6 protein-coding genes are annotated in these 20,069 nt (G+C 49.2%); 3 read left to right on the top strand and 3 right to left on the bottom strand.

Annotated elements, in window-relative coordinates; all coding sequences use genetic code 11:
* Window positions 1-87 precede the first annotated feature (87 nt).
* Window positions 88-645, top strand: coding sequence for an NUDIX hydrolase (locus QUA56_RS04950; RefSeq protein WP_333354022.1), 558 nt, complete (start codon window positions 88-90; stop codon window positions 643-645).
* Between the two features lie 52 nt (window positions 646-697).
* On the opposite strand, the gene QUA56_RS04945 is transcribed toward QUA56_RS04950, so the two are convergent.
* The 3 genes from QUA56_RS04945 to ppsA all read right to left on the bottom strand — a co-directional run bounded on the left by QUA56_RS04945 (window position 698) and on the right by ppsA (window position 12,541).
* Window positions 698-7,930 (bottom strand): DUF4347 domain-containing protein, encoded by a 7,233-nt coding sequence (locus QUA56_RS04945; protein ID WP_333354019.1) that lies wholly within the window; start codon window positions 7,928-7,930, stop codon window positions 698-700.
* Window positions 7,931-9,083: 1,153 nt separating this feature from the next.
* Window positions 9,084-9,404 carry a DUF6464 family protein gene (locus QUA56_RS04940; protein ID WP_333354015.1) on the bottom strand — a complete coding sequence of 107 codons (321 nt, stop codon included), beginning with the start codon at window positions 9,402-9,404 and terminating at the stop codon, window positions 9,084-9,086.
* Window positions 9,405-10,063: 659 nt separating this feature from the next.
* Entirely contained in the window at window positions 10,064-12,541 is a 2,478-nt protein-coding gene (gene ppsA, locus QUA56_RS04935) for a phosphoenolpyruvate synthase (protein ID WP_333354012.1), read from the bottom strand.
* A gap of 290 nt (window positions 12,542-12,831) precedes the next feature.
* On the opposite strand from ppsA, the gene QUA56_RS04930 reads away from it, so the two are divergent.
* Window positions 12,832-12,963 carry a hypothetical protein gene (locus tag QUA56_RS04930; protein WP_333354010.1) on the top strand — a complete coding sequence of 44 codons (132 nt, stop codon included), beginning with the start codon at window positions 12,832-12,834 and terminating at the stop codon, window positions 12,961-12,963.
* A 368-nt stretch (window positions 12,964-13,331) separates the two neighbouring features.
* On the top strand, window positions 13,332-19,826 hold the full coding sequence (locus QUA56_RS04925) for a PAS domain S-box protein (protein ID WP_445242872.1): 6,495 nt from the start codon (window positions 13,332-13,334) through the stop codon (window positions 19,824-19,826).
* Window positions 19,827-20,069: the final 243 nt, after the last annotated feature.

The following is a 20,069-nucleotide window of genomic DNA, read 5'->3' as shown; positions in this document are numbered from 1 at the left end:
GCGTGAAAGTTGTGAGTGATATGAAATAGATTGTGGATGGGAAAATTGTGCCTTCGGATGACGCTGAAAGTTTAGCATTATGGCGATATGAAAAATTTAACTAAATGGAAATTAGTGCGATCGCGCTTCGTTCTTAACAACAAGTGGTGTCAGGTCAGACAAGATGAAATAGAATTGCCAAGCGGACAAATTATCGACGACTTTTTTGTTCATGTCCGACCCAATATCGCCCTAGTATTTGCGACGACAAAGCAGCAAGAACTTGTATTTGTGCGCCAATACAGGCACGGAGCCGGCGAGATTTTGCTGGAACTGCCGGGCGGAAGTTTCAATCCTGCGGAAAAAAGCGGCAAATCTGCTGCTGCCAGAGAACTTGCCGAAGAAACTGGATATGTTGCTGAAGAAATCTGGGAACTAGCAACTTTATATGACAACCCCGTAAAAGACACCAATTGTATTTACCTATACTTTGCTAAAAATGTCAAACTTGCCAGCCAAATCCAATTGGATATTACAGAAGATATTGAAGTAGTTTTAGTCCCCATTTCCGAAGTTTTGTTGAAAATAGCAAACCGAGAAATTTGCGTAGCAGGAAGCATCGCAGCTATTTTTTTAGGATTAGAATTTTTGAACAAACAGCAGTAAGGTGCGGTGTGCGTGGAGGCCCTAAACGCTGTTTGTTCAACCCAGTCCTGTCTTAGCGAGAAAGAGTCACAAAATCCAGAGCAGTAATAGCATTGTTAGCCCCAAAAACATTAGCCAAAATCTCGCCAGTGGCAGCAACTTGCAAGACATAACCGTTCGCATCGCGCGAGTTAATTCGCAAGGCGTCGAAACTCAAGCCTCCGGCGAGAACAAACTTGTCGGTTCCTACTTCAAAATTGAGTACAGTATCGATACCGCTGTTGCTATTTAACACAAAGCGATCGCTCCCAATACCTCCAATTAAAGTATCGTCTCCCCCGTCGCCAAACAGCCAGTCATCCCCTGCACCTCCGTTGAGAATGTCGCTATCTTTCCCTCCGTAAATATTGTCATTACCATCACCTCCGTTGAGGGTATCTTGGCCTTCATTTCCGTATAAAAGGTCGTCACCGCTGCCACCGTTGATGCAGTCTTGCTGGCCGTTTGCACCCACCGGGCCTAGATAGTTTTCCCCCCGATCGCCAAAAATGGTATCGTTGCCCTCATCGCCGCACAAAATATCGCTGCCGTCATCGCCGTAAATCAAGTCGTCGCCGGCATCTCCGTGCACGCAATCGTCATCCTTGCCACCGCGAACAGTATCATTGTCAAAACCCCCACCGAGAGAGTCGGAACTCTCACCGCCGTTGAGGAAGTCGTTACCATCTCCGCCAAATAGCAAGTCGCGGCCGTCAACATCCGACACTAACTGGTTTTGCAAGCCGCCGTAAAGCGAATCGTCTCCCTCGTCGCCGACTATCGTGTCGGAACCGAGTTCGCCCCAAATCATGTCGTTATCTTTGCCACCTACCGCTAAGTCGTTACCTTTGCCGGCAAAAATGCTGTCGTTACCGCTACCTCCGCCGATGATGTCGCCGGTGTCGTTGCCGAAAATTAAGTCGCCTTCTTCGCTAGCAATTGTGCTGCCAGCAGCATAGCCGTAGTCGCCGAGTATCGTGTCCGAACCTTGATTGCCGTAGAGAGTGTCGGAGTCAGTTTCGCCGAAAATGCGATCGCCCCCTTTGCCTCCAAACACCAAATCCCGGCCGTTGCCGCCCAGCAAAGTGTCGTCTTGTTCTTGGCCGTTAAGTAAGTCGTTCCCGTCGCCTCCAAACAGCAAATCCCGTCCGTCGGGGTCGCTGTCAAGAGAGTTGAGGACGCCGCCGAACAGAGAGTCGTCTCCGTTGTTGCCGTAGAGGGTGTCCGGGCCCTTGTCGCCCCAAATCAAGTCCTCTTCTTTGCCCCCTGTCGCGATGTCAGGGCCTTTGCCCGCGTAAACGGTGTCGCGGCCTTGAGTGCCAGCAATGGCGTCGCCTGAAGAACCACCGAAAATCAGGTCGCCCTCGTTGCCGGTCAAGTCGATGTTGTTGCCGTTGTCGCCGACGATCGTGTCGGAGCCGCGATCGCCGTACAATGTGTCGGAATTGCGATCGCCAAAAATGCGATCGTCTTCTTTGCCGCCGAACACCACATCGGTTTCTTTGCCCGCGTAAACGATGTCGTTGCCCCTACCGGCAGCGATGAAGTCTCGCTGTTGGTCGCCGAAGACGATATCGGCGCCGCCTTCACCTAAAACTGTGTCGTCGCCGCCAAAGGAGACAAACAGTTCGTTAGCATCGTTCCCTGTTAAAGAATCGTTTCCGGGAGTGCCTGCAATCCCGTTTTGGATGTCGGTGAGTTCTACGGCGTTTGAGTCGAAGTTAAGTATTTGCGAAGGCTGGGGTTGGATAAATGCGATCGTTGGTGGCAGGGGCAAGGGGTTGCAGCCGCAACCGGTATCCGGTTCGGGAACTCGACCGAAAATAGGCGTCGGTGTCGTTATCGGTTCCGGTGTTGGAGTCGGCGCGGGTGTTGGAGTCGTTATCGGTATCGGTGTTGGAGTCGGCGCGGGTGTTGGCGTCGGTTCCGGTGTTGGTGTTGGTGTTGGAGTCGGCGCGGGTGTTGGCGTCGGTTCCGGTTCCGGTGTTGGAGTCGGCGCGGGTGTTGGAGTCGGTATCGGTTCCGGTGTTGGAGTCGGCGCGGGTGTTGGAGTCGGTATCGGTTCCGGTGTTGGAGTCGGTGTCGGCGCGGGTTCCGGTGTTGGTGTTGGAGTCGGTGTCGGTTCGTTAAGGGGAATGGCAGAGACAGTGGCAACTGCCAGACTGGTGGCACCGAGGTTATCTGTAGCGCTGTAGGTGAAGTTTGCCCCTGTGAAATTGCCGGACGCCTGGAAGAACAACTGGGTAATTTCCTCGGGTGTCAGGGTTTGACCTGCCGTGACCGGCACTCCCTGGCTGGGGTCGCCCAAGAACAGCGTGCTTTCATTGGCCGGCGGCAAGGTGTTTACGATAAAGGAAACCACCGTCCCGTCGGGGTCGGTTCCTCCGAGTCCGGGGATGTTCGCGCTTGTTCCCGGCAACAAAGCGACGCTGGAGTTGTTGGCGACGGGTGGCTGCTGGTCGGCGGGAGGTAATAGTGCTAGCAGGGAGGCTGTAGCGGGGGCTGGACTGATGGCGCCGCGGCTGTCTGTGGCGCTGTAGGTAAAGTTGGCGGCTGCGAATTCGCTGGTTGCTTGGAAGAATAACTGACTGATTTGAGTTGTGCTCAGTCTTTGATTGGGCGTCACCCGGATTCCCAGGCTGGGGTCGCCCAAGAACAGGACGCCTTGATTTGCCGGCGGCAGGGTGTTGATGGTGTAGAAGTCGATCGAGTCGTCGGGGTCTGTGGTCGTCAGTCCTGTGAGGTTTAAGGTGCTGTTTGGCGGTAGTGTCTTGCTGATATTTGTCGGTACCGGCGGGTCGTTGAACGCCAGCGACACCAGAGAAACTGTGGCTGCTGGACTGCTGTCACCGAGATTGTCCCTGCTGCTGTATGTAAAGTTAGCCCCTGTGAAATTGCCTGCCGATTGGAAGAATAACTGCGTGATTTGCTCGGCTGTCAGGGTTTGACCGGGCGTGACGGCTACTCCCCCGGTTGCGGGGTCGCCCAAGAACAGGACGCCTTGATTTGCCGGTGGCAGGGTGTTGATGGTGTAGCTAACCACTGTGCCGTCTGAGTCTCTGCCTCCGAGCCCGCTGATTTTGACCGCGCTGTTGGGCGTTAGCCCTGCGTTGCTGCTGTCGGCTGATGGAAATTGGTTGGGGGGTGTGGGCTGCGCGCTGATGGCGGTGGTGACAGTGGCTCTGGGTTCGGAACCGTTGTTATTGTTGAGTTCTGGGTCAAAAGTGGTCGATCGGCTCTGGGAAGTATTGCTAATGGTACCCGTTGCTGGAACGACTACTGTTACCTCGCGGTTGGTGTTGCTGCCGCTAGTCAAGCTGGGAATTGTTGGGAAGGTGACAACCCCTGTCACTGGGTCGTAAGTGCCGTTATCGGATGCGCTGACTCCCGTTAAACCGGGAATGATGCTGTCTGTAATCACTACGTTTTCAGCAGCATTCGGCCCGTTGTTGGCGGTAGTTATAGTATAAGTCACAGAACTGCCGGCAGGAGCAGATGTGAGACCGGTCTTGGACGTAACCAGGTCGGCGCGGGCTGCACCGATCGAGGTAGTGACTCGACCCCCAGGCTGACCGGGCGCTGCGACTGTCGAGCCGTTGTTGTTCGTCAAGTCGGGGTCAGCAGTGTTCGATCGGCTCGATACAATGTTGGTGATGCTCGTCAGGGTAGTCGGCGGTACAAGGCTGATGGTGCGGCTCTGGTTGGTGCCGCTGGCTAAATTCGCGATCGCTGGGAACTCGATCGCCCCTGTGGTTGGGTTGTAGGTTCCGCCGTCGGACACGGTGACTCCTGTTAAGCCGGGAATCAGGCTGTCGGTGATGACTACGTTGGCTGCGGGACTCGGGCCGTTGTTGGTAGTAGTAATTGTATAAGTGAGCGTGCCGCCCGCGTCGATGCTCGCCGGAGCCGTTTTTTGGGTGACAACATCGGCCACAGCACCGATCGAGGTAGTGACTCGACCCCCAGGCTGACCGGGCGCTGCGACTGTCGAGCCGTTGTTGTTCGTCAAGTCGGGGTCTGCCGTGTCCGATCGGCTCGATACAATGTTGGTGATGCTCGTCAGGGTAGGCGGCGGTACAAGGCTGATGGTGCGGCTCTGGTTGGTGCCGCTGGCTAAATTCGCGATCGCTGGGAACTCGATCGTCCCTGTGGTTGGGTTGTAGGTTCCGCCGTCGGACACCGTGACTCCTGTTAAGCCGGGAATCAGACTGTCGGTGATGACTACGTTGGCCGCTGCACTCGGCCCGTTGTTGGTAGTAGTAATTGTATAAGTGAGAGTGCCGCCCGCGTTGATGGCGGCCGGAGCTGTTTTTTGGGTGACAACATCGGCCCTGGGACTGACGGTGGTGGTGACGGTGGCGTTGGGGTTTGTACCGTTGTTGTTGGCCGGAGTGGAGTCGGGAGTGAGCGAGCTACTTCTGGCCGTGTTGCCGATCGAAGTTACGGTGAGCGGTACTGTGAAGCCGATCGTCCGGGTCACTGTCTCCGCATTGGCAATTGGCACGGGCGCGAAGGTGACAATGCCCGTCGCTGGGTCGTAAACGCCGCCGTTAGATGCCGTGACTCCGGTTAACCCGGGAACTATGCTGTCAGTGATGGTTACAGCTTCTGCTGGACTCGGGCCTAAGTTGACTGTGGCGATCGTGTAGCTGACCGAGCTACCGGGGGTGGCACTGGTAGATCCGGTTTTGGTGGTTGCAAGATCCGCGTTGGGCCCAATACTTGTCGTAACGCTAGAGTTAGTGGGAGTGCCGTCTTTGTTGGTTGCCGAACCGTTGTTGTTAGTGGCGATCGGATCGAAAGTCGCCGAGGTGCTCCGCGCCGTGTTGCTGATGGCGGTACGGGTGACTGGGGCAATGAAACTGATAGTGCGGGTCGCAGTAGCCGCATTTGCCAGCGCCGTCAGTGCTGGGAAGGTGACAATGCCCGAAACTGGGTCGTAAGTGCCGCCGTCCGATACGCTGACTCCTGTTAAACCCGGAACAATGCTGTCAGTGATAGTTACGTTGGCAGCGGGGTCTGGCCCCCTGTTAGTCGTGGTCAGCGTGTAGGCAATGCTTGACCCGGCCGAGGTAGTCACAGGCCCGCTTTTGGTAGTTACTAAATCCGCGGCTGCATCGACAACTGTGGTAGAGACTACACCAGGCCCCTCGACTTGCCCCGGCGGGAGTATACCGCTGTTGTTGCTGAGGTCGGGGTCGAAAGTCGAGCTAGTGCTGAATGCAACGTTGGCAAAACTGCTACCGCTGGTTAAACCGGGCGGCAAATTAATTGTCAGGGTGTAAGTGAGAGTCTCGCCGGGATTGAGAACGGGAATTAACGGCCAGGTGACGGCCTTCGTTTGGTTCACGTAAGTGCCGTTGTTGGAGGCACTGAGAACCGGTGGCAATCCGCCTGGAAGCAGCATTTCTAAGGGTATTTCGTCTTGAATCAGGACATTTGTAGCGGGTGCTGGCCCCCTGTTTACTGTCGTAATCGTGTAAGTAATGCTGCCCCCGGGCTTGACGAACTGCGGGCCGGTCTTGATAGTGGCAACGTCGGCGGAGATACTGGGAGTATTGATAGTTTCAACTACCAGGTTTTGAAGTTCGTGAGCGTTGTTGGCGCTTCCTGTGGAACTACCAAAACCAAACTTGAAAATTGGCGGTATTGCGCCGTTGCTGGTTGCCAAGTTGGGGATGTCGATCGCTGTAGTTTCGTAGATGCCGTCGAATTCTTCATCGAAGGCTACGGTGAGGCGAGAGGGATTATCTGGATCGTTAGATGGATTCAGCGTAATTTGAACGGATCTTTTGGCTAAATCGCGATCGCTCGTGAACGTATTGCTGAAGTTAAAACTGCTGCCGGGGGGGCCGGTAAAGTTAATGCTCGTAGGAATGTTATCGATGCCGAAGGGAACGATCGCATTTGCTAAAAACGGATAACCGTCTGCTTCATTGCCTCTGAGGGTTACTGAATCAGGTCTGAAAGAACCAATAGAGGAGCCGGGAATCGGACGCGGATTGGGGCCGGATCGCCCTTCTGTGGATGTTGAAAAATTGCCATACTCGTCAAATCCAATGCCTAAATAACCTCCTTCAATACCGGGTACACCCGTTCGTTGAGCGTAGCCCAGAGAACCGCCAAAACCCCCAGTCCTAGTCGGGCTGGCAGTGCCGTCAATGAAGAAGAAACCCAAGCCGTCTGCCGGCTGAGGGTCAATAGATGAGCCCACAGGAGCAGGAGATTGCTGGTTTGAACCGTAGGAATAAAAATCAAACTGGATTCTGAGACCGTCGGTTGAAGAAATGGGGTTGTTGTAGATGACGAAGGCTTCCCGAACGTTTTCTGCTGGAGTTAATCGCAGAGCGCCGTTGCCGCTGCTATCCCCGCCCAAAGCCGGAAGTACGCCGGATACTGTGCCTCCGGTAATGCCGGGGATAGGTTGATTCGCTGCTGGAGGCCCGGCCGGATCGAACAGCGCACCGTCTTTTCCCCCGTAAATCCAAGGCCCCCTAACTGTCGGGTTCTTGAAAGTCTCATTAACTAATGTGCTGAGGACGTAACTGTATGCCTCCCGCACTTCTTTTTCAATGGCGATACTCGCCTTTATTTTCCCTGTCGCAAATTTTAATTCCCAGTCGCCGCCGAGTGCGGCACTCCCCGTCAAGCCGTCGTTCGCTGCAATATCTGCACCGACAATCAAGCTCAGCCGCCGCACGAAGGCTGCGCCGCTTTCCCCTGCTGCGACGCTGCACCCAAATAACAAGATATCTCCTCTCTCGCTGAGGGCTTTTCCCCACTGCTGCAACAAATGGCTGTAGGTTTCTAAGTTGTCGCGCCACAGTTCGATCGACCCTAGTTGCACCCCCGCTTCTCGACCGTGAGAAACGATCTGAATGCTGTCTAAATCGCTGCAATTAGCCAGAATTCTAGTAATTTGCTCGACTCCATCCCGCGTCGAGTCGAGTACAAATACCTCTGTACCGGCTGTTGCTCCCCTTGCCAAGCTATCGCAGTTCTCTACTCTCGAATCGACGAACAGTACATTTTTTACACTCCGGCCGCCGCTCGACTCGGTGAAGAGCAAAAATTCTCTGTGCGGCTGCCCAATTCCCGCGTCGCTACTGGGTTTCTGGGACAGGAAACACTCCTCTGCTTTTGCTTGTTTTATTGTTTTTTTATGAGGATAAGTTGCTGTTGTTCGGAAGTTTTTGCCAGCAATACTTGCGGTAAAATTACCTACTTTTGGAATCGAAAAAAATGGTTGGTTGCAGATGCTTTGCATGGTAGAATGACCTCGTGGATTGTATGTAAGATGCCCACTTCAAGGTGATATCGATCGCCTCTTGAAAAGGTTTAATTGCAGAGTTAGATGTTCTGCTGCTTGACTGCTATTGAGAGCAACAGGCGGATTTTATTCATCACAAAGCGGTGCTATCTTGCTATTTGATAGCATTGCAAATATTGTCGGTGCAAGCGCTGAGGATTGGGAGTTTAAATCCCAATAATCAATCTATCGGCTGAGATTTGTTTTTCGGTTTTCTGTTACCGAGTGTATCTGTTACGCGCAGATATCTTAGCTCCCGCAGTAGAGAAGAACAGGACTTCTCAAAAATTTACTTGATGAGGTTTTTTGTCAATAGTCTAATGCACTTTATTTGCAGAGAAATTTCACCACTTATGGACGCACAAACCGGGTTTTATGGACGAAAAGACTTAGTTGCAGCCCTCGCTCCCGGTAAAAAACTCGCTTTCTTTGGTTTGGGTTCGCAAGCCCTGTTCGCAATAGTAACCCGACCTTAATTAGGGAGTGCTGGCAGTGACATAATTAGGCCAGCAGTACCCAAGGCGTGTCATTCAATTAAAATATACATACCCTGTATCGATGAGGCGTCTTAAAAATTCATGACTTGCAGTCGGGAGACAACAATTCTGGTTTGAGACTGTTTTGCTGCGATCGCACAAACAGATTAGTGCCGCCCACAACCAACTTCTCAAACTGTCAACTTAGAGTCTGCGAGCGGGTTTCTGTTTAAGATAAATGCTCGGGACAATTGTTCGTGCAGAATTTTTCATGATGTTTTGAAGAAACTGGTTTGGAGATTGACCAATCAGCTATTTGCGATTTTTGTTGGCTAATTTTCTTAACTGTAAGAGTTACGCCCAGGAGACTAGAAACCGGATTTATTCCTAGATTTCTCGCCGCCAAACCAAAATTTATCATCTAAACCTGGTTTCCGATCGCAACTCCTCAACTATAAAAACACCGATCGCAATCAGCCAGTTATGGCAACTGTAACCCAGCAATACTGCTCGATTAGGTTTTGATTGCTGAGTTTGGGCGCGGGTCGTCCAAAACAAGCTCAAACAATAATCCTTACACGTAAGTACATATTAACTCATTGATTACTACATCCGCAAATATGCGTACATATAAGCTATATCTTTTCACCGCGAGCGTCAAGAGTTCTGGCTTGGTAGTACCGACAATCTTGACAGGGCCCAGAAGGATTGACAGCGCAGCGAATGTAATTAGAGCGGGCGTTATACTCGCAAGTGATATCGCCGATCGGATAACCGAGGCCTTCTATGTAGGTGCGATCGGCAGTAGGTAGTTGAGTTCGCAGGGGTCTATTTGCTACCGCCAGCCTGGCCGCGGCAATTCTATCGCGGGCCTGGCTCTCGGCAGAGCGCATCACCCACAAAGACAGCAGCGACGGAAGTAAACCTATGAAAATAATCAGGAGAGCAGTTAGCACTTTTTCAGAGCTTATGTGGAGAATATTTGTTTTAATTTAGGCGATCGGCAACAGAAAATTATTCCAGAAACGACATTTTTAAATTAGAAAAGTTCCCGACCAAATTTCAAACTATTATGCCGTTAACCGTTAAGCGTTAACCATTTGCTGGCGGTTGAGGAGGGCGATCGCTGTTGGCGCCGCTTTCTTCGTAAAGCGCATCGCAAAAGCCCAACAAAGCCAGAGGCGCAGGTATGGTGTGATACAGCATATTCGGTGGTTCATGAAGTACACTATAAAGCTATATTGTCTGGTACGTGTTATGTAGGGTGCGTCGCTGCTCATGTTTAATGGAACTTACAGATTGACTCTGAAAGCGACGCACCTTACTTACTACAATATGGTGTGTACCGCATATACATGGAATACGCTGTATTATGTCCGCTCAATTATCCGCAATAAAATAGGTTTGTAGTTATGTAGGGTGCGTCGCTGCTCATGTTTAATGGAACTTGCAGATTGACTGGTGGCGACGCACCTTACTTACGACCCTTGTTGTGTGTACCGCATATAGATGGAATATGCTGTATGAGAAACCGGGTCTAATTCAAAAACAACGAAGCCATAAAAGGGCGCAGCTATTGTTTGAGAAACCCGGTTTCTATCAAAAACCAAAACGGTTAAACCTTAGCAACATCCCCCGCTAAATCCATCAGCGAACCTGCACCTTCCACCTTAGCAACATCCAACAAAGTCTTCAAAACCGAATCTGGATTCAAACTAATCGAATCAATTCCCAACTCAACCAAGAATCGAGCAAACTCAGGATAATCGCTGGGCGCTTGACCGCAAATTCCAATCTTGCGGCCGTACTTCTTGGCGGCTTTAATGGCAATTTCTACCATTCGCTTCACAGCTTCATTCCGTTCGTCAAAGATGTGCGCGACTAAAGCAGAATCGCGGTCTAATCCTAATGTTAGCTGAGTTAGATCGTTAGAGCCGATCGAGAATCCGTCAAAAACTTGCGCGAATTCGTCAGCTAATATGACATTGCTCGGCAATTCGCACATCACATACACTTGCAAGCCGTTCTCGCCCTTGACTAAACCGTGTTTTGCCATCTCCGCCAACACTTTTCGGCCTTCCTCCGGCGTGCGACAAAATGGAATCATCGGAATCACATTTGTCAAGCCCATTTCATCGCGAACTCGCTTCAAGGCTTTGCATTCCAAAGCGTAAGCTTCGCGGTAATTCGGGTCGTAATAGCGAGATGCGCCGCGCCACCCGATCATCGGGTTTTCTTCCTTGGGTTCAAACTGCCGCCCTCCCAAAAGATTAGCGTATTCGTTGCTCTTGAAATCGCTCATCCGCACGATGACTGGATTTGGATAAAATGCGGCGGCAATTGTGGCAATTCCGTGGGCTAGTTTGTCGGTGAAAAAATCTGGTTTGTGTTGGTAAAGTGCTGTCAGTTCTGCAATTTCTTCCTTGACCGATCGATCTGCCAATTCGTCAAAGTGAATTAGTGCCAGCGGGTGTGCTTTAATGTGATTGGCAATGATGAATTCTAGCCGCGCCAAGCCTACGCCGTCGCAAGGAATTGCTGATAAACCAAAGGCTTCTTCTGGGTTCCCGACATTCATTAAAATTTGAGTGCGCGTGCGGGGTAAATTCTCGATCGCAGTTTCTTGAATTTCAAAAGGCAGCAAACCGGCATAAACTTTGCCTTCGTCTCCTTCGGAACAAGAAACCGTGATTTCTTGCCCGTTTTGCAAGATTTGGGTGGCCTCGCCGGTGCCGACAATGGCCGGAATTCCCATTTCTCGGGCGATGATGGCAGCGTGACAAGTGCGGCCGCCGGAATTGGTGACGATCGCACTTGCTTTTTTCATAATCGGTTCCCAATCCGGGTCTGTTTTGTTGGTAACAAGAACTTCTCCTGATTTAAATTCAGCGATTTTGTGAACGTCTAAAATCACGCGGGCTTTGCCTTGTCCGATTGATTCGCCAACGGCGCGTCCTTTTGCTAAAACTGCACTGGTGCCGTGCAATTTGTAGTGGCGCAAAACTGTAGCCGACTTTTGAGATTGTACTGTTTCGGGTCGCGCTTGGACGATAAACAATTCGCCCGTATTGCCGTCTTTTGCCCACTCAATGTCCATCGGGGTATAAGTCCCGCGCACTTTAGAGTAGTGTTCTTCTATGAGTACGGCCCACTCTGCTAGTTGCAGAATTTCATCATCTTGTATGGCAAATTTATTTTTTTCTGCTGCGATAACCGATACGTTTTTGGTGTATTTAGAACCGCCGATATCGTACACCATTTTGAGTGTTTTGCTGCCGAGGCGTTTGTCTAAAATTGGGCGAAAACCTTGTTTTAATGTTGGTTTGAAAACAAAGTATTCGTCGGGGTTGACGGCGCCTTGGACTACATTTTCGCCTAATCCGTAGGCGGCGGTGACTAATACGGCGTTTTTGAATCCGGTTTCGGTGTCGATGCTGAACATGACGCCGGAGGATGCTAAGTCCGATCGCACCATTTTTTGGACGCCGACTGATAGGGCGACTTCAAAGTGGTCGAATCCCCGCTGGTGGCGGTAGGAAATCGCGCGATCGGTGAATGTGGAAGCAAAGCATTTGTGACAGCATTCGAGGACGCCAGCGCAAGCTTGGACGTTGAGGTAGGTTTCTTGCTGTCCCGCGAAACTGGCGTCTGGTAAGTCTTCGGCGGTGGCGGAGGAACGCACTGCTACGTCTGTACTGTCGCCGTAGCGATCGCACAATTTCTCGTAAGCATCCGCGATCGCAGCTTGCAATTCTCGCGGAAACGGCGTGTCGAGAATCAGTGCCCGCGCTTGCTTGCCTTTTTGTCGCAGGTTCTGCAGATCTTCTACGTCTAAATCGGCAAAAATTTCGCGCAATTTAGCTTCTAAACCCGCCGACTCGATGAAGTAGCGGTAAGCGTGTGCTGTAGTTGCAAATCCGTTGGGAACTCTGACTCCTTGGGCGGTTAACTGTTGAATCATTTCGCCTAAAGAAGCATTTTTTCCGCCTACTAATGGGATGTCGGCGATGCCGACTTCATCAAACCACAATACTAAGGATTTTTCTTTGGGAATTAAAACTTCTTTTTGTTGAACGGCTAAATTTTCTAGCATTGCTTTTTTCCTCTCAACTTCATCTCTGTTCGGTCAAAGGACAGTAAACAAAGAACAGTAAACAAATGACAGTAAACAAATGACAGTCATTTTTAAAACGTAGTTTTGTTGCGAAAAATATCTAATTTTTTCCGAGGCTGTCTCCAGCAGACTTTTGATCCCCTCTATTTAAAGAGTATCACTTTTTGGGTAAATAGCAAGAGCTGTGGAGAAATTTTATTTGATTGCAAAAAGTAAAGAAATGGCAGTAAGGAGTTTTTGTAAGCTATCATAAAAGAACTGGTAAAAATGTGAATATCGAAGATAGTTCCCACCGCTTTTTTGGCGCTGAGCGCGCATTGGTGCGGGGATACCGCTCGAATTGTGTTGGTAGCGGAATCGAAGGGCAGCAAAGAGTGGGTTTCGATCGCGCGATCGACTGACCCCGCCCAAAAACCCATACAAGTTTCCGACACTCGTCGTGAGCCGGCCAAAATTTTAGACTCTTGTTCAACCTCCCCGATTCATCTGTGGAGTAAATCTAAAATCTCAAATCGACTGACAAGGGCGATCGCCGAAAAAATACAACACCAAGCAGCTTTGTTTCCTCAAGAAACCGAGCTTCTAAAAACCGTAAAAGTTTTATTTCTGATTGGGTTAACCTACTTAGAACAAAAACACAGTCGCAGAGAGTGCACGGTAGTTGTTCAACCAAAACATTTGAAAATGTTTTCAGCGGTGTTTTTGGGGATTCAATTATTTATATGCTATAATAGTTAGCTCGACTGCCTTATGACAAATAACAAGGTATATGATATCAGTTTTGAGCTCAACCGCAAAGCGAAACGGCTTTAAAGTTCTCTTGGTAGAAGACAATCAAGCCGAAGCCGATCTGATCGAAGAATTATTATTAGAAACAAATGTCAACCGAGCAGAGAGCCAAAAGCTATCAGTAAGCTGTACAGACCGTCTCAGCAAAGCGCAGCAACTTTTGAGTTGCCAACATTTTGATGTGATTTTACTAGACCTTTCGCTGCCCGACAGTCAAGAATTAAGTACAATTGTCAAAATGCAAGAATACAGCCTAAATACTCCGATCGTCGTACTGACGGGCCGCAACGATGAAGAACTCGCCGTGCAGTCAATCCAAGCAGGAGCTCAGGATTATCTAGTCAAGCGAAAAATCGACAGCGAAGTGTTAATGCGATCGCTCCGCTACGCAGTTGAGCGGCAGCACAACCAAGAAGCTTTGCAAAAAAGCGAAGAAAAATATCGCTCGGTAGTCGAGAATTCCCTTGTCGGAATTGCCATTATTGCCCCTCCAATTTCCCCATCACAAGCCGAAAACTGCGAGTGGTTGGAAGTTAACGATGCTTTGTGCGATTTGCTGGGATACGAGCGCGAAGAACTTTTGCACGGAAATTGGGAGCAGTGGGGTTTTCCTGAAGACTTGCGGGCCAGTTTAGAGCAGTTAAATAAAATTTTGGCAGGGGAGAGCGAAGGCTATGTTTTAGACAAAAGGTGGCGCAGAAAAGACGGAAAAATAGTTTATACTAGAGTTTCCCTGCGCTGTATTCGCGGTCGGGACGGCTCGATCGATCGGATGATTAAAGTAGTCTTGGACGTGAGCGATCGCTACCGTTACGAAGCAGAATTAAAAGCATCAGAAGAGTTTTTAAATCACACGATTAATGCTAGTCCTGACCCAATTTTTGTCAAAGACGATCGGCACAGGTGGGTCGTATTAAACGACGCTTTTTGTGATTTAATGGGAAAACCGCGACAAGAACTGATCGGTAAGTTGGGATACGAATTTTTGTCGCCAGCAAAAGCCCAAAGATTTTGGCAAAAAGACGAAGAGGTATTCAGAACTGGCAACGCGGTCGAAACGGAAGAAAACTTTACAGACAGCGCCGGAAAAAAGCGCATAATATCGATTAAAAAAAGTGTCTTTAAAGCAACTGACAGCAGTAAAATGTTAGTCGGCACAATTCGAGATGTCACCGAGTACAAACGCCAACAATTAGCTTTGAAAGAGAGCGAAGCTAGATTTCAAAAAATGGCAGCCAACGTGCCGGGAATGATTTATCAATTCCGCGTCGAACCGGGCGGTAGAAAGTATTTTACTTACGTTTCTTCTGGCAGCAAGAACCTTTACCAATTAGAAGCGAAAGATATAGAAAAAAAGAAAAATTTTGCTTATGAAACAATTCATCCAGATGACCTCACAGGCTTTGAAAAATCGATAAAAATTTCAGCAACGACTCTGCAACCTTGGCAGCACCAGTGGCGGCAAATTATCCAGGGCAAAGTGAAGTGGCTGCAAGGTGCGTCGAAGCCAGAAAAGCAAGCCAACGGCGATATAGTTTGGGACGGTTTGGTAATGGATGTCACCGAATTAAAACAAACCCAGCAAGACCGCGATAGATTTTTTAATATCTCGCTGGATTTACTTTGCATAGCAGGTTTTGACGGCTATTTCAAACGCTTAAACCCCGCTTGGTCTACTGTATTAGGTTACAGCAGCGATGAAATGTTAGCCCAACCTTGGGTCGAATTCGTGCATCCAGAAGACCGAGCAATAACTATAGATGAATTAGAAATACTTAAAAAGGGCAACCCTATTATTAACTTAGAAAACCGCTATCTTTGCCAAGATGGTACTTATAAATGGCTGTCGTGGACGGCATCGCCGTTTGCAGAAGAAGGTTTGATTTATGGAGTTGCTCGCGACGTTACCTTTAGCAAGCAAGCTGAAGCTGAATTGCGTAAGAGCGAAGCCACCAACCGCGCTCTTTTAAATGCGATACCGGACATGATATTTCGCTGTCTGCCCGACGGCACTTTTGTAGACTTTAAACCGGCCAAAGATTTCGATAATATCCTACGGGAAAAAACAGTAATCGGCAAAAAAGCACAAGATATATTACCTGCTGCTTTTGCTGAAAAAATCTTGTCCGGCAATCAACAAGCGATCGACAACGGCGAGATTCAAGTCGTAGAATATCAAATGCCAGTTAATGGTGAACGGTACGATTTTGAAGCGAGAATTGTCTTCTGCACGGATGACGAAATTATCGCGATCGTCCGCGACATCACGAATCGCAAACGTTTCGAGTCAAAACTCCACAGGCAAGCAGCGGCAATGGCTGCCGCTTCCGAAGGTATCGCCATACTCGATGCCGGCGGAGACTTGATTTATTGCAACACAGCCCGACTAAAAATCTACGGTTACGACTCTCTCGAAGAACTCTTAGGCAAAAGTTGGAAAGTATTCTACGAAGATGCAGAAATACAAAGGTTTGAGCAAGAAGTTGTGCCAGCTTTAGTGCAGAAAGGTTGTTACAGCACCGAAGCAGTCGGATGCCGCCGCGACGGCTCGAAAGTCCCTATAGATGTCTCCCTGACAATGCTGCCCGACGGGGAAATGATTTGCGTTGTTCGCGATATTTCCGAAAGAAAACAAACAGAAGCAGCACTGCGAGAAAGCCAGCGGTTTACTCAACAAATTGCTGGGGCAAGTCCTAATATGTTGTATGTTTACGACTTAATTGAACAAAAAAATATCTATGCTAACGCTTCTATATATCACATTCTCGGCTATAAGGTAGAGGAGCTTCAGGCAATAGGGGCGTGGATGATGTCAAATTTAATCCACCCGGAAGATGCAATCAAAATACCTAATTATTTACAGCAAGTCGAAACGGGCACGGAAGGGGATATCTTTGAAATTGAATACCGAATCAGGCACAAGGATGGTTCTTGGCGCTGGATTTTGAGCCGAGATACTGTATTTGCGAAAACAGCAGACGGTAAGTTAAAACAAATTCTCGGCACGGGAACTGATATTACAGAAAGCAAGCAAGCAGAAGATGAAATCAAGCTGTTGCTGGCAGCAACTCAAGCAATTAGTCAGTCAGCAGATTTTCACAGCGCCCTCCCAGATATCCTGCGATTGCTGTGCAATGCGATCGGCTGGAATTTTGCGGAAGCTTGGATACCGGCTGCTAACGGCACTTTTTTGGAACACAGCGAAACTTGGTACGCTAGCGAGCGCGATTTAGATAGGTTCGGCCGCGAAAGTCAAAAAATTAGATTCGCCCCCGGAGTGGGAGTACCCGGACGGATTTGGTCAACCCGAAAAGTAGAATGGATTGAAGATATTTCTATAGCCAAAAATTCTGTTTTTGCCCGATCGCAAATGGCGGCAGCAGTCGGATTGAAAGGTTGTTTCGGAGTGCCTATTCGCACTAGCTCAGAGGTGCTGGCAGTTTTAGTATTCTGCAAGCGCGATCGCTCGATTATGGAACCGCGTATAGTAGAGTTGGTCAAGGCGGTAGCGACTCAGTTGGGTTCTCAGATTCAGCGCAAACAAGCCGAAGAACAATTGCGTAAAAGCGAAGAACGCTGGCAGTTAGTTCTCAAAGGCAATCAAGACGGAATTTGGGATCTGAATCTTCAAACAAATGAAGCTTTTCGATCGGCTCGCTGGCAAGAAATTATCGGTCACGCAGACGGCGAAATCGATAGCAGAAACAGCGAATGGATCGATCGCATCCATCCAGACGATCGCTCGCGAGTGCAAGCAGCAATTCAAAATTATCTCGACCGCCAAACCCCCAATTACGCCGCCGAATACCGCTTGCAGTGCAAAGACGGCAGCTACAAGTGGGTGCTCGCCCGCGCTCAAGCAGTGTGGGACGAAGCCGGAAACCCCCTGCGGATGGTGGGTTCTATGACGGATATCAGCGATCGCAAAGCAGCAGAATTAGCTTTGTTGCGGGTCACTCAAGCCGTCGAAAGTACCAGCGACGCGATCGCGATCGCCGACTTGAAAGGGCGGTCTATTTACCACAATCAAGCATTCATTCAGCGTTACGGCTACACGGTGCAAGAACTCAACGAGATCGGCGATAGCACCCTGCTTTACGTCCGGCCTAAAAGCTACAAACAAATCTATAAAAACCTTCGCCAAGGTCGCTCTTGGTGCGGCGAAGTTGCGCTGCAAAATAAGCTCGGTGAAGCTGTTACCGCTCTGGTGCGAGCCGACAGTATTAAAGATATAAATGGCAATTCAATAGGGTTAATTGCAGTGATTACAGACATCACAAAACGCAAAGAATCAGAAGCAATTTTGCGCCAGCAATTAAAACGCGAACAGTTGGCAGTAGCCATGCTGGAACGCATTCGATCTTCTCTCAATTTAGAAGAAATTCTCACCAAAACAGTCGAAGAAGTGCGGCAGTTTTTGCAAGTAGACCGCACTGTTATCTACCAATTCAATCCAGATTGGAGCGGGTTTATCGCTGTCGAGTCAGTAAGCGAAAATACCAGACCAATTGTCGGAATGGAAATTTACGACCCCTGTTTTGGGGAAGCCTACGTTACTCTTTACCAAGACGGCAGAATTAGAGCCACAGATAATGTTCACAATGCCGGTCTCACCGAGTGCCATTTGAATTTGTTGACTCGGTTGGATGTGAAAGCGAATCTGGTAGTGCCGATTTTGCAAGGCAAAAACTTGTGGGGGCTGTTAATTGCCCAGGACTGCACGGGCCCGCGTCCCTGGCACAAATTGGAGGCAGAGTGCCTGAAACAATTGGGGGTGCAGTTGGCGATCGCCATTCAGCAATCGACCCTATTTGAACAAGCGCAAACCGAAATTGCCGAGCGCAAACTTGCAGAAGCCGCCCTGCAATTAGCCGCATTAGCCGCCGAATCCGCCAGCCGCGCTAAAAGCGACTTCCTCGCCAACATGAGCCACGAATTGCGGACGCCTTTGAACGGGATTTTAGGATACATTCAATTGCTGAAACTAGATAATAATTTAACCGCCGATCAGCACGACAGTCTAAACAACATTCACCAGTGTGGCAACCACCTGCTGATGCTGATTAATGACGTTTTAGACCTCTCGAAAATCGAAGCTAGTAAAATGGAATTGTCGCCGACAAACGTGCATTTTCCCACCTTTATTAAAAGTATTGTTGATTTGTTCCATATGCGAGCGGATCAAAAAGGAATTGCCTTTAATTACGAGCAGGTGTCGGCGCTGCCAGAAGGAGTTTTTGCGGACGAAAAAAGGTTGCGCCAAGTTTTGATTAATTTGCTCAGCAATGCCGTTAAGTTTACTAACAGCGGCGGTGTTACATTCAAAGTCGGTTATGCAGAAAATTTAGCCGAAAATTATCCTCAAACCCATTTTCCAAATTCGAGTTTAACAGCGGAAGTTGCCGCTCAAACAATCAATTTGACCGCGAAGTTAGACGCGCAGCAAATGTCGATCGCACCGCTGGGAACAAAAGAAGCGCGCGGGGCGATAACAGCAGCAAATACGGGCGATCGCGCCCCTACCGCTAAAATTCGCTTTCAAATCGAAGATACTGGCATTGGCATTTCTCAGAATAAATTAGAAGAAATATTTTTGCCTTTTCATCAAGTGGACGCTCATAACAATTTCGTAGAAGGTACCGGACTGGGACTTTCCATCAGCCAAAAATTAGTCAACATGATGGGCAGCCAAATTCACGTTCAAAGTACCTCCGGCAAAGGCAGCTTATTTTGGTTGGATCTAGACTTGCCCGCAGTCGCCCACAGTTCAGAACTCCCATCCATGCCAGAAAAACGCCGGCTTGTCGGTTTTAGCGGTCACCAGCGGAAAGTGCTAGTCGTGGACGATCGCGAAGTAAATCGCGCCATGCTGCACAGGCTGCTTTCTCATTTGGGGTTTGAAATTGCACAGGCCACAGACGGCAAAGACTGCCTGCACAAAGCACAGGAATTTCTACCGGATCTAATTTTAATGGACTTGCTGATGCCCGTAATGGACGGTTGGGAAGCTACCAGGCGGCTGCGACAGTTGCCGGAATTAAAAGATGCGGTTATCCTTGCTTTGTCCGCTCGCGTTTACGACACTACCAGGCAAGAGAGCATACTTGCAGGTTGCGATAATTTTCTCACCAAGCCCCTTCAAACTAACGATCTGTTAGAATTATTGCGCCTGCATTTGAGACTAGAATGGATTTACGAAGACGGATCGGAAACCACAAAACCAAAAGCTCAAACTCCCAAAGCATCATCTGAGATCGCTGCTGCTGACTCAACGATGGTGTCTCCTGCCTCAGAGTCAGTCTTGGCCTTGTTGAGATTGGCTGCAATGGGCGATATTGAAGCTATTCTGGAGGAAACTGCTAAACTCGAACATTCTGACTCGACATTAGTGCCTTTCGTTCATCACGTGCGCCAACTTGCTAAAGGATTTCAGCTCAAGCAAATTAGAGATTTTTTGAAGCAATATTTGTCCTAAAATTGACGGTAGCTAACAGACAACTCAAAATCTGTTAAGTCTTACATCTTCCACCATTGTCAGCAACAGGCTTTCCGGCCTGTTCCACAGAGACTGAATTTCTTGTAGGGAGTAGGGTTGGGCATCCTACCCGCCCTTAAAAGGTACTCCCAAATATAAGCATCTACGAAGCAACCGAGTTTCTAGAGCGGCAGAAAATCCCTTGAATCCGATTGAAAGTGACCACCCACAACTCCCAACTCA

This window comes from Microcoleus sp. N3A4 (assembly GCF_036701805.1).
Classification (GTDB): domain Bacteria; phylum Cyanobacteriota; class Cyanobacteriia; order Cyanobacteriales; family Microcoleaceae; genus Microcoleus.
Note: the sequence above shows the minus strand (reverse complement) of the source record. Positions and strands in the feature narration are given on the sequence as shown.

Excerpts from the sequence above, each read along its gene's own strand:
- QUA56_RS04950 (WP_333354022.1), top strand. The coding sequence starts at position 88 with ATGAAAAATTTAACTAAATGGAAATTAGTGCGATCGCGCTTCGTTCTT.
- QUA56_RS04945 (WP_333354019.1), bottom strand. The coding sequence starts at position 7,930 with ATGCAAAGCATCTGCAACCAACCATTTTTTTCGATTCCAAAAGTAGGT.
- QUA56_RS04925 (WP_445242872.1), top strand. The coding sequence starts at position 13,332 with ATGATATCAGTTTTGAGCTCAACCGCAAAGCGAAACGGCTTTAAAGTT.
- ppsA (WP_333354012.1), bottom strand. The coding sequence starts at position 12,541 with ATGCTAGAAAATTTAGCCGTTCAACAAAAAGAAGTTTTAATTCCCAAA.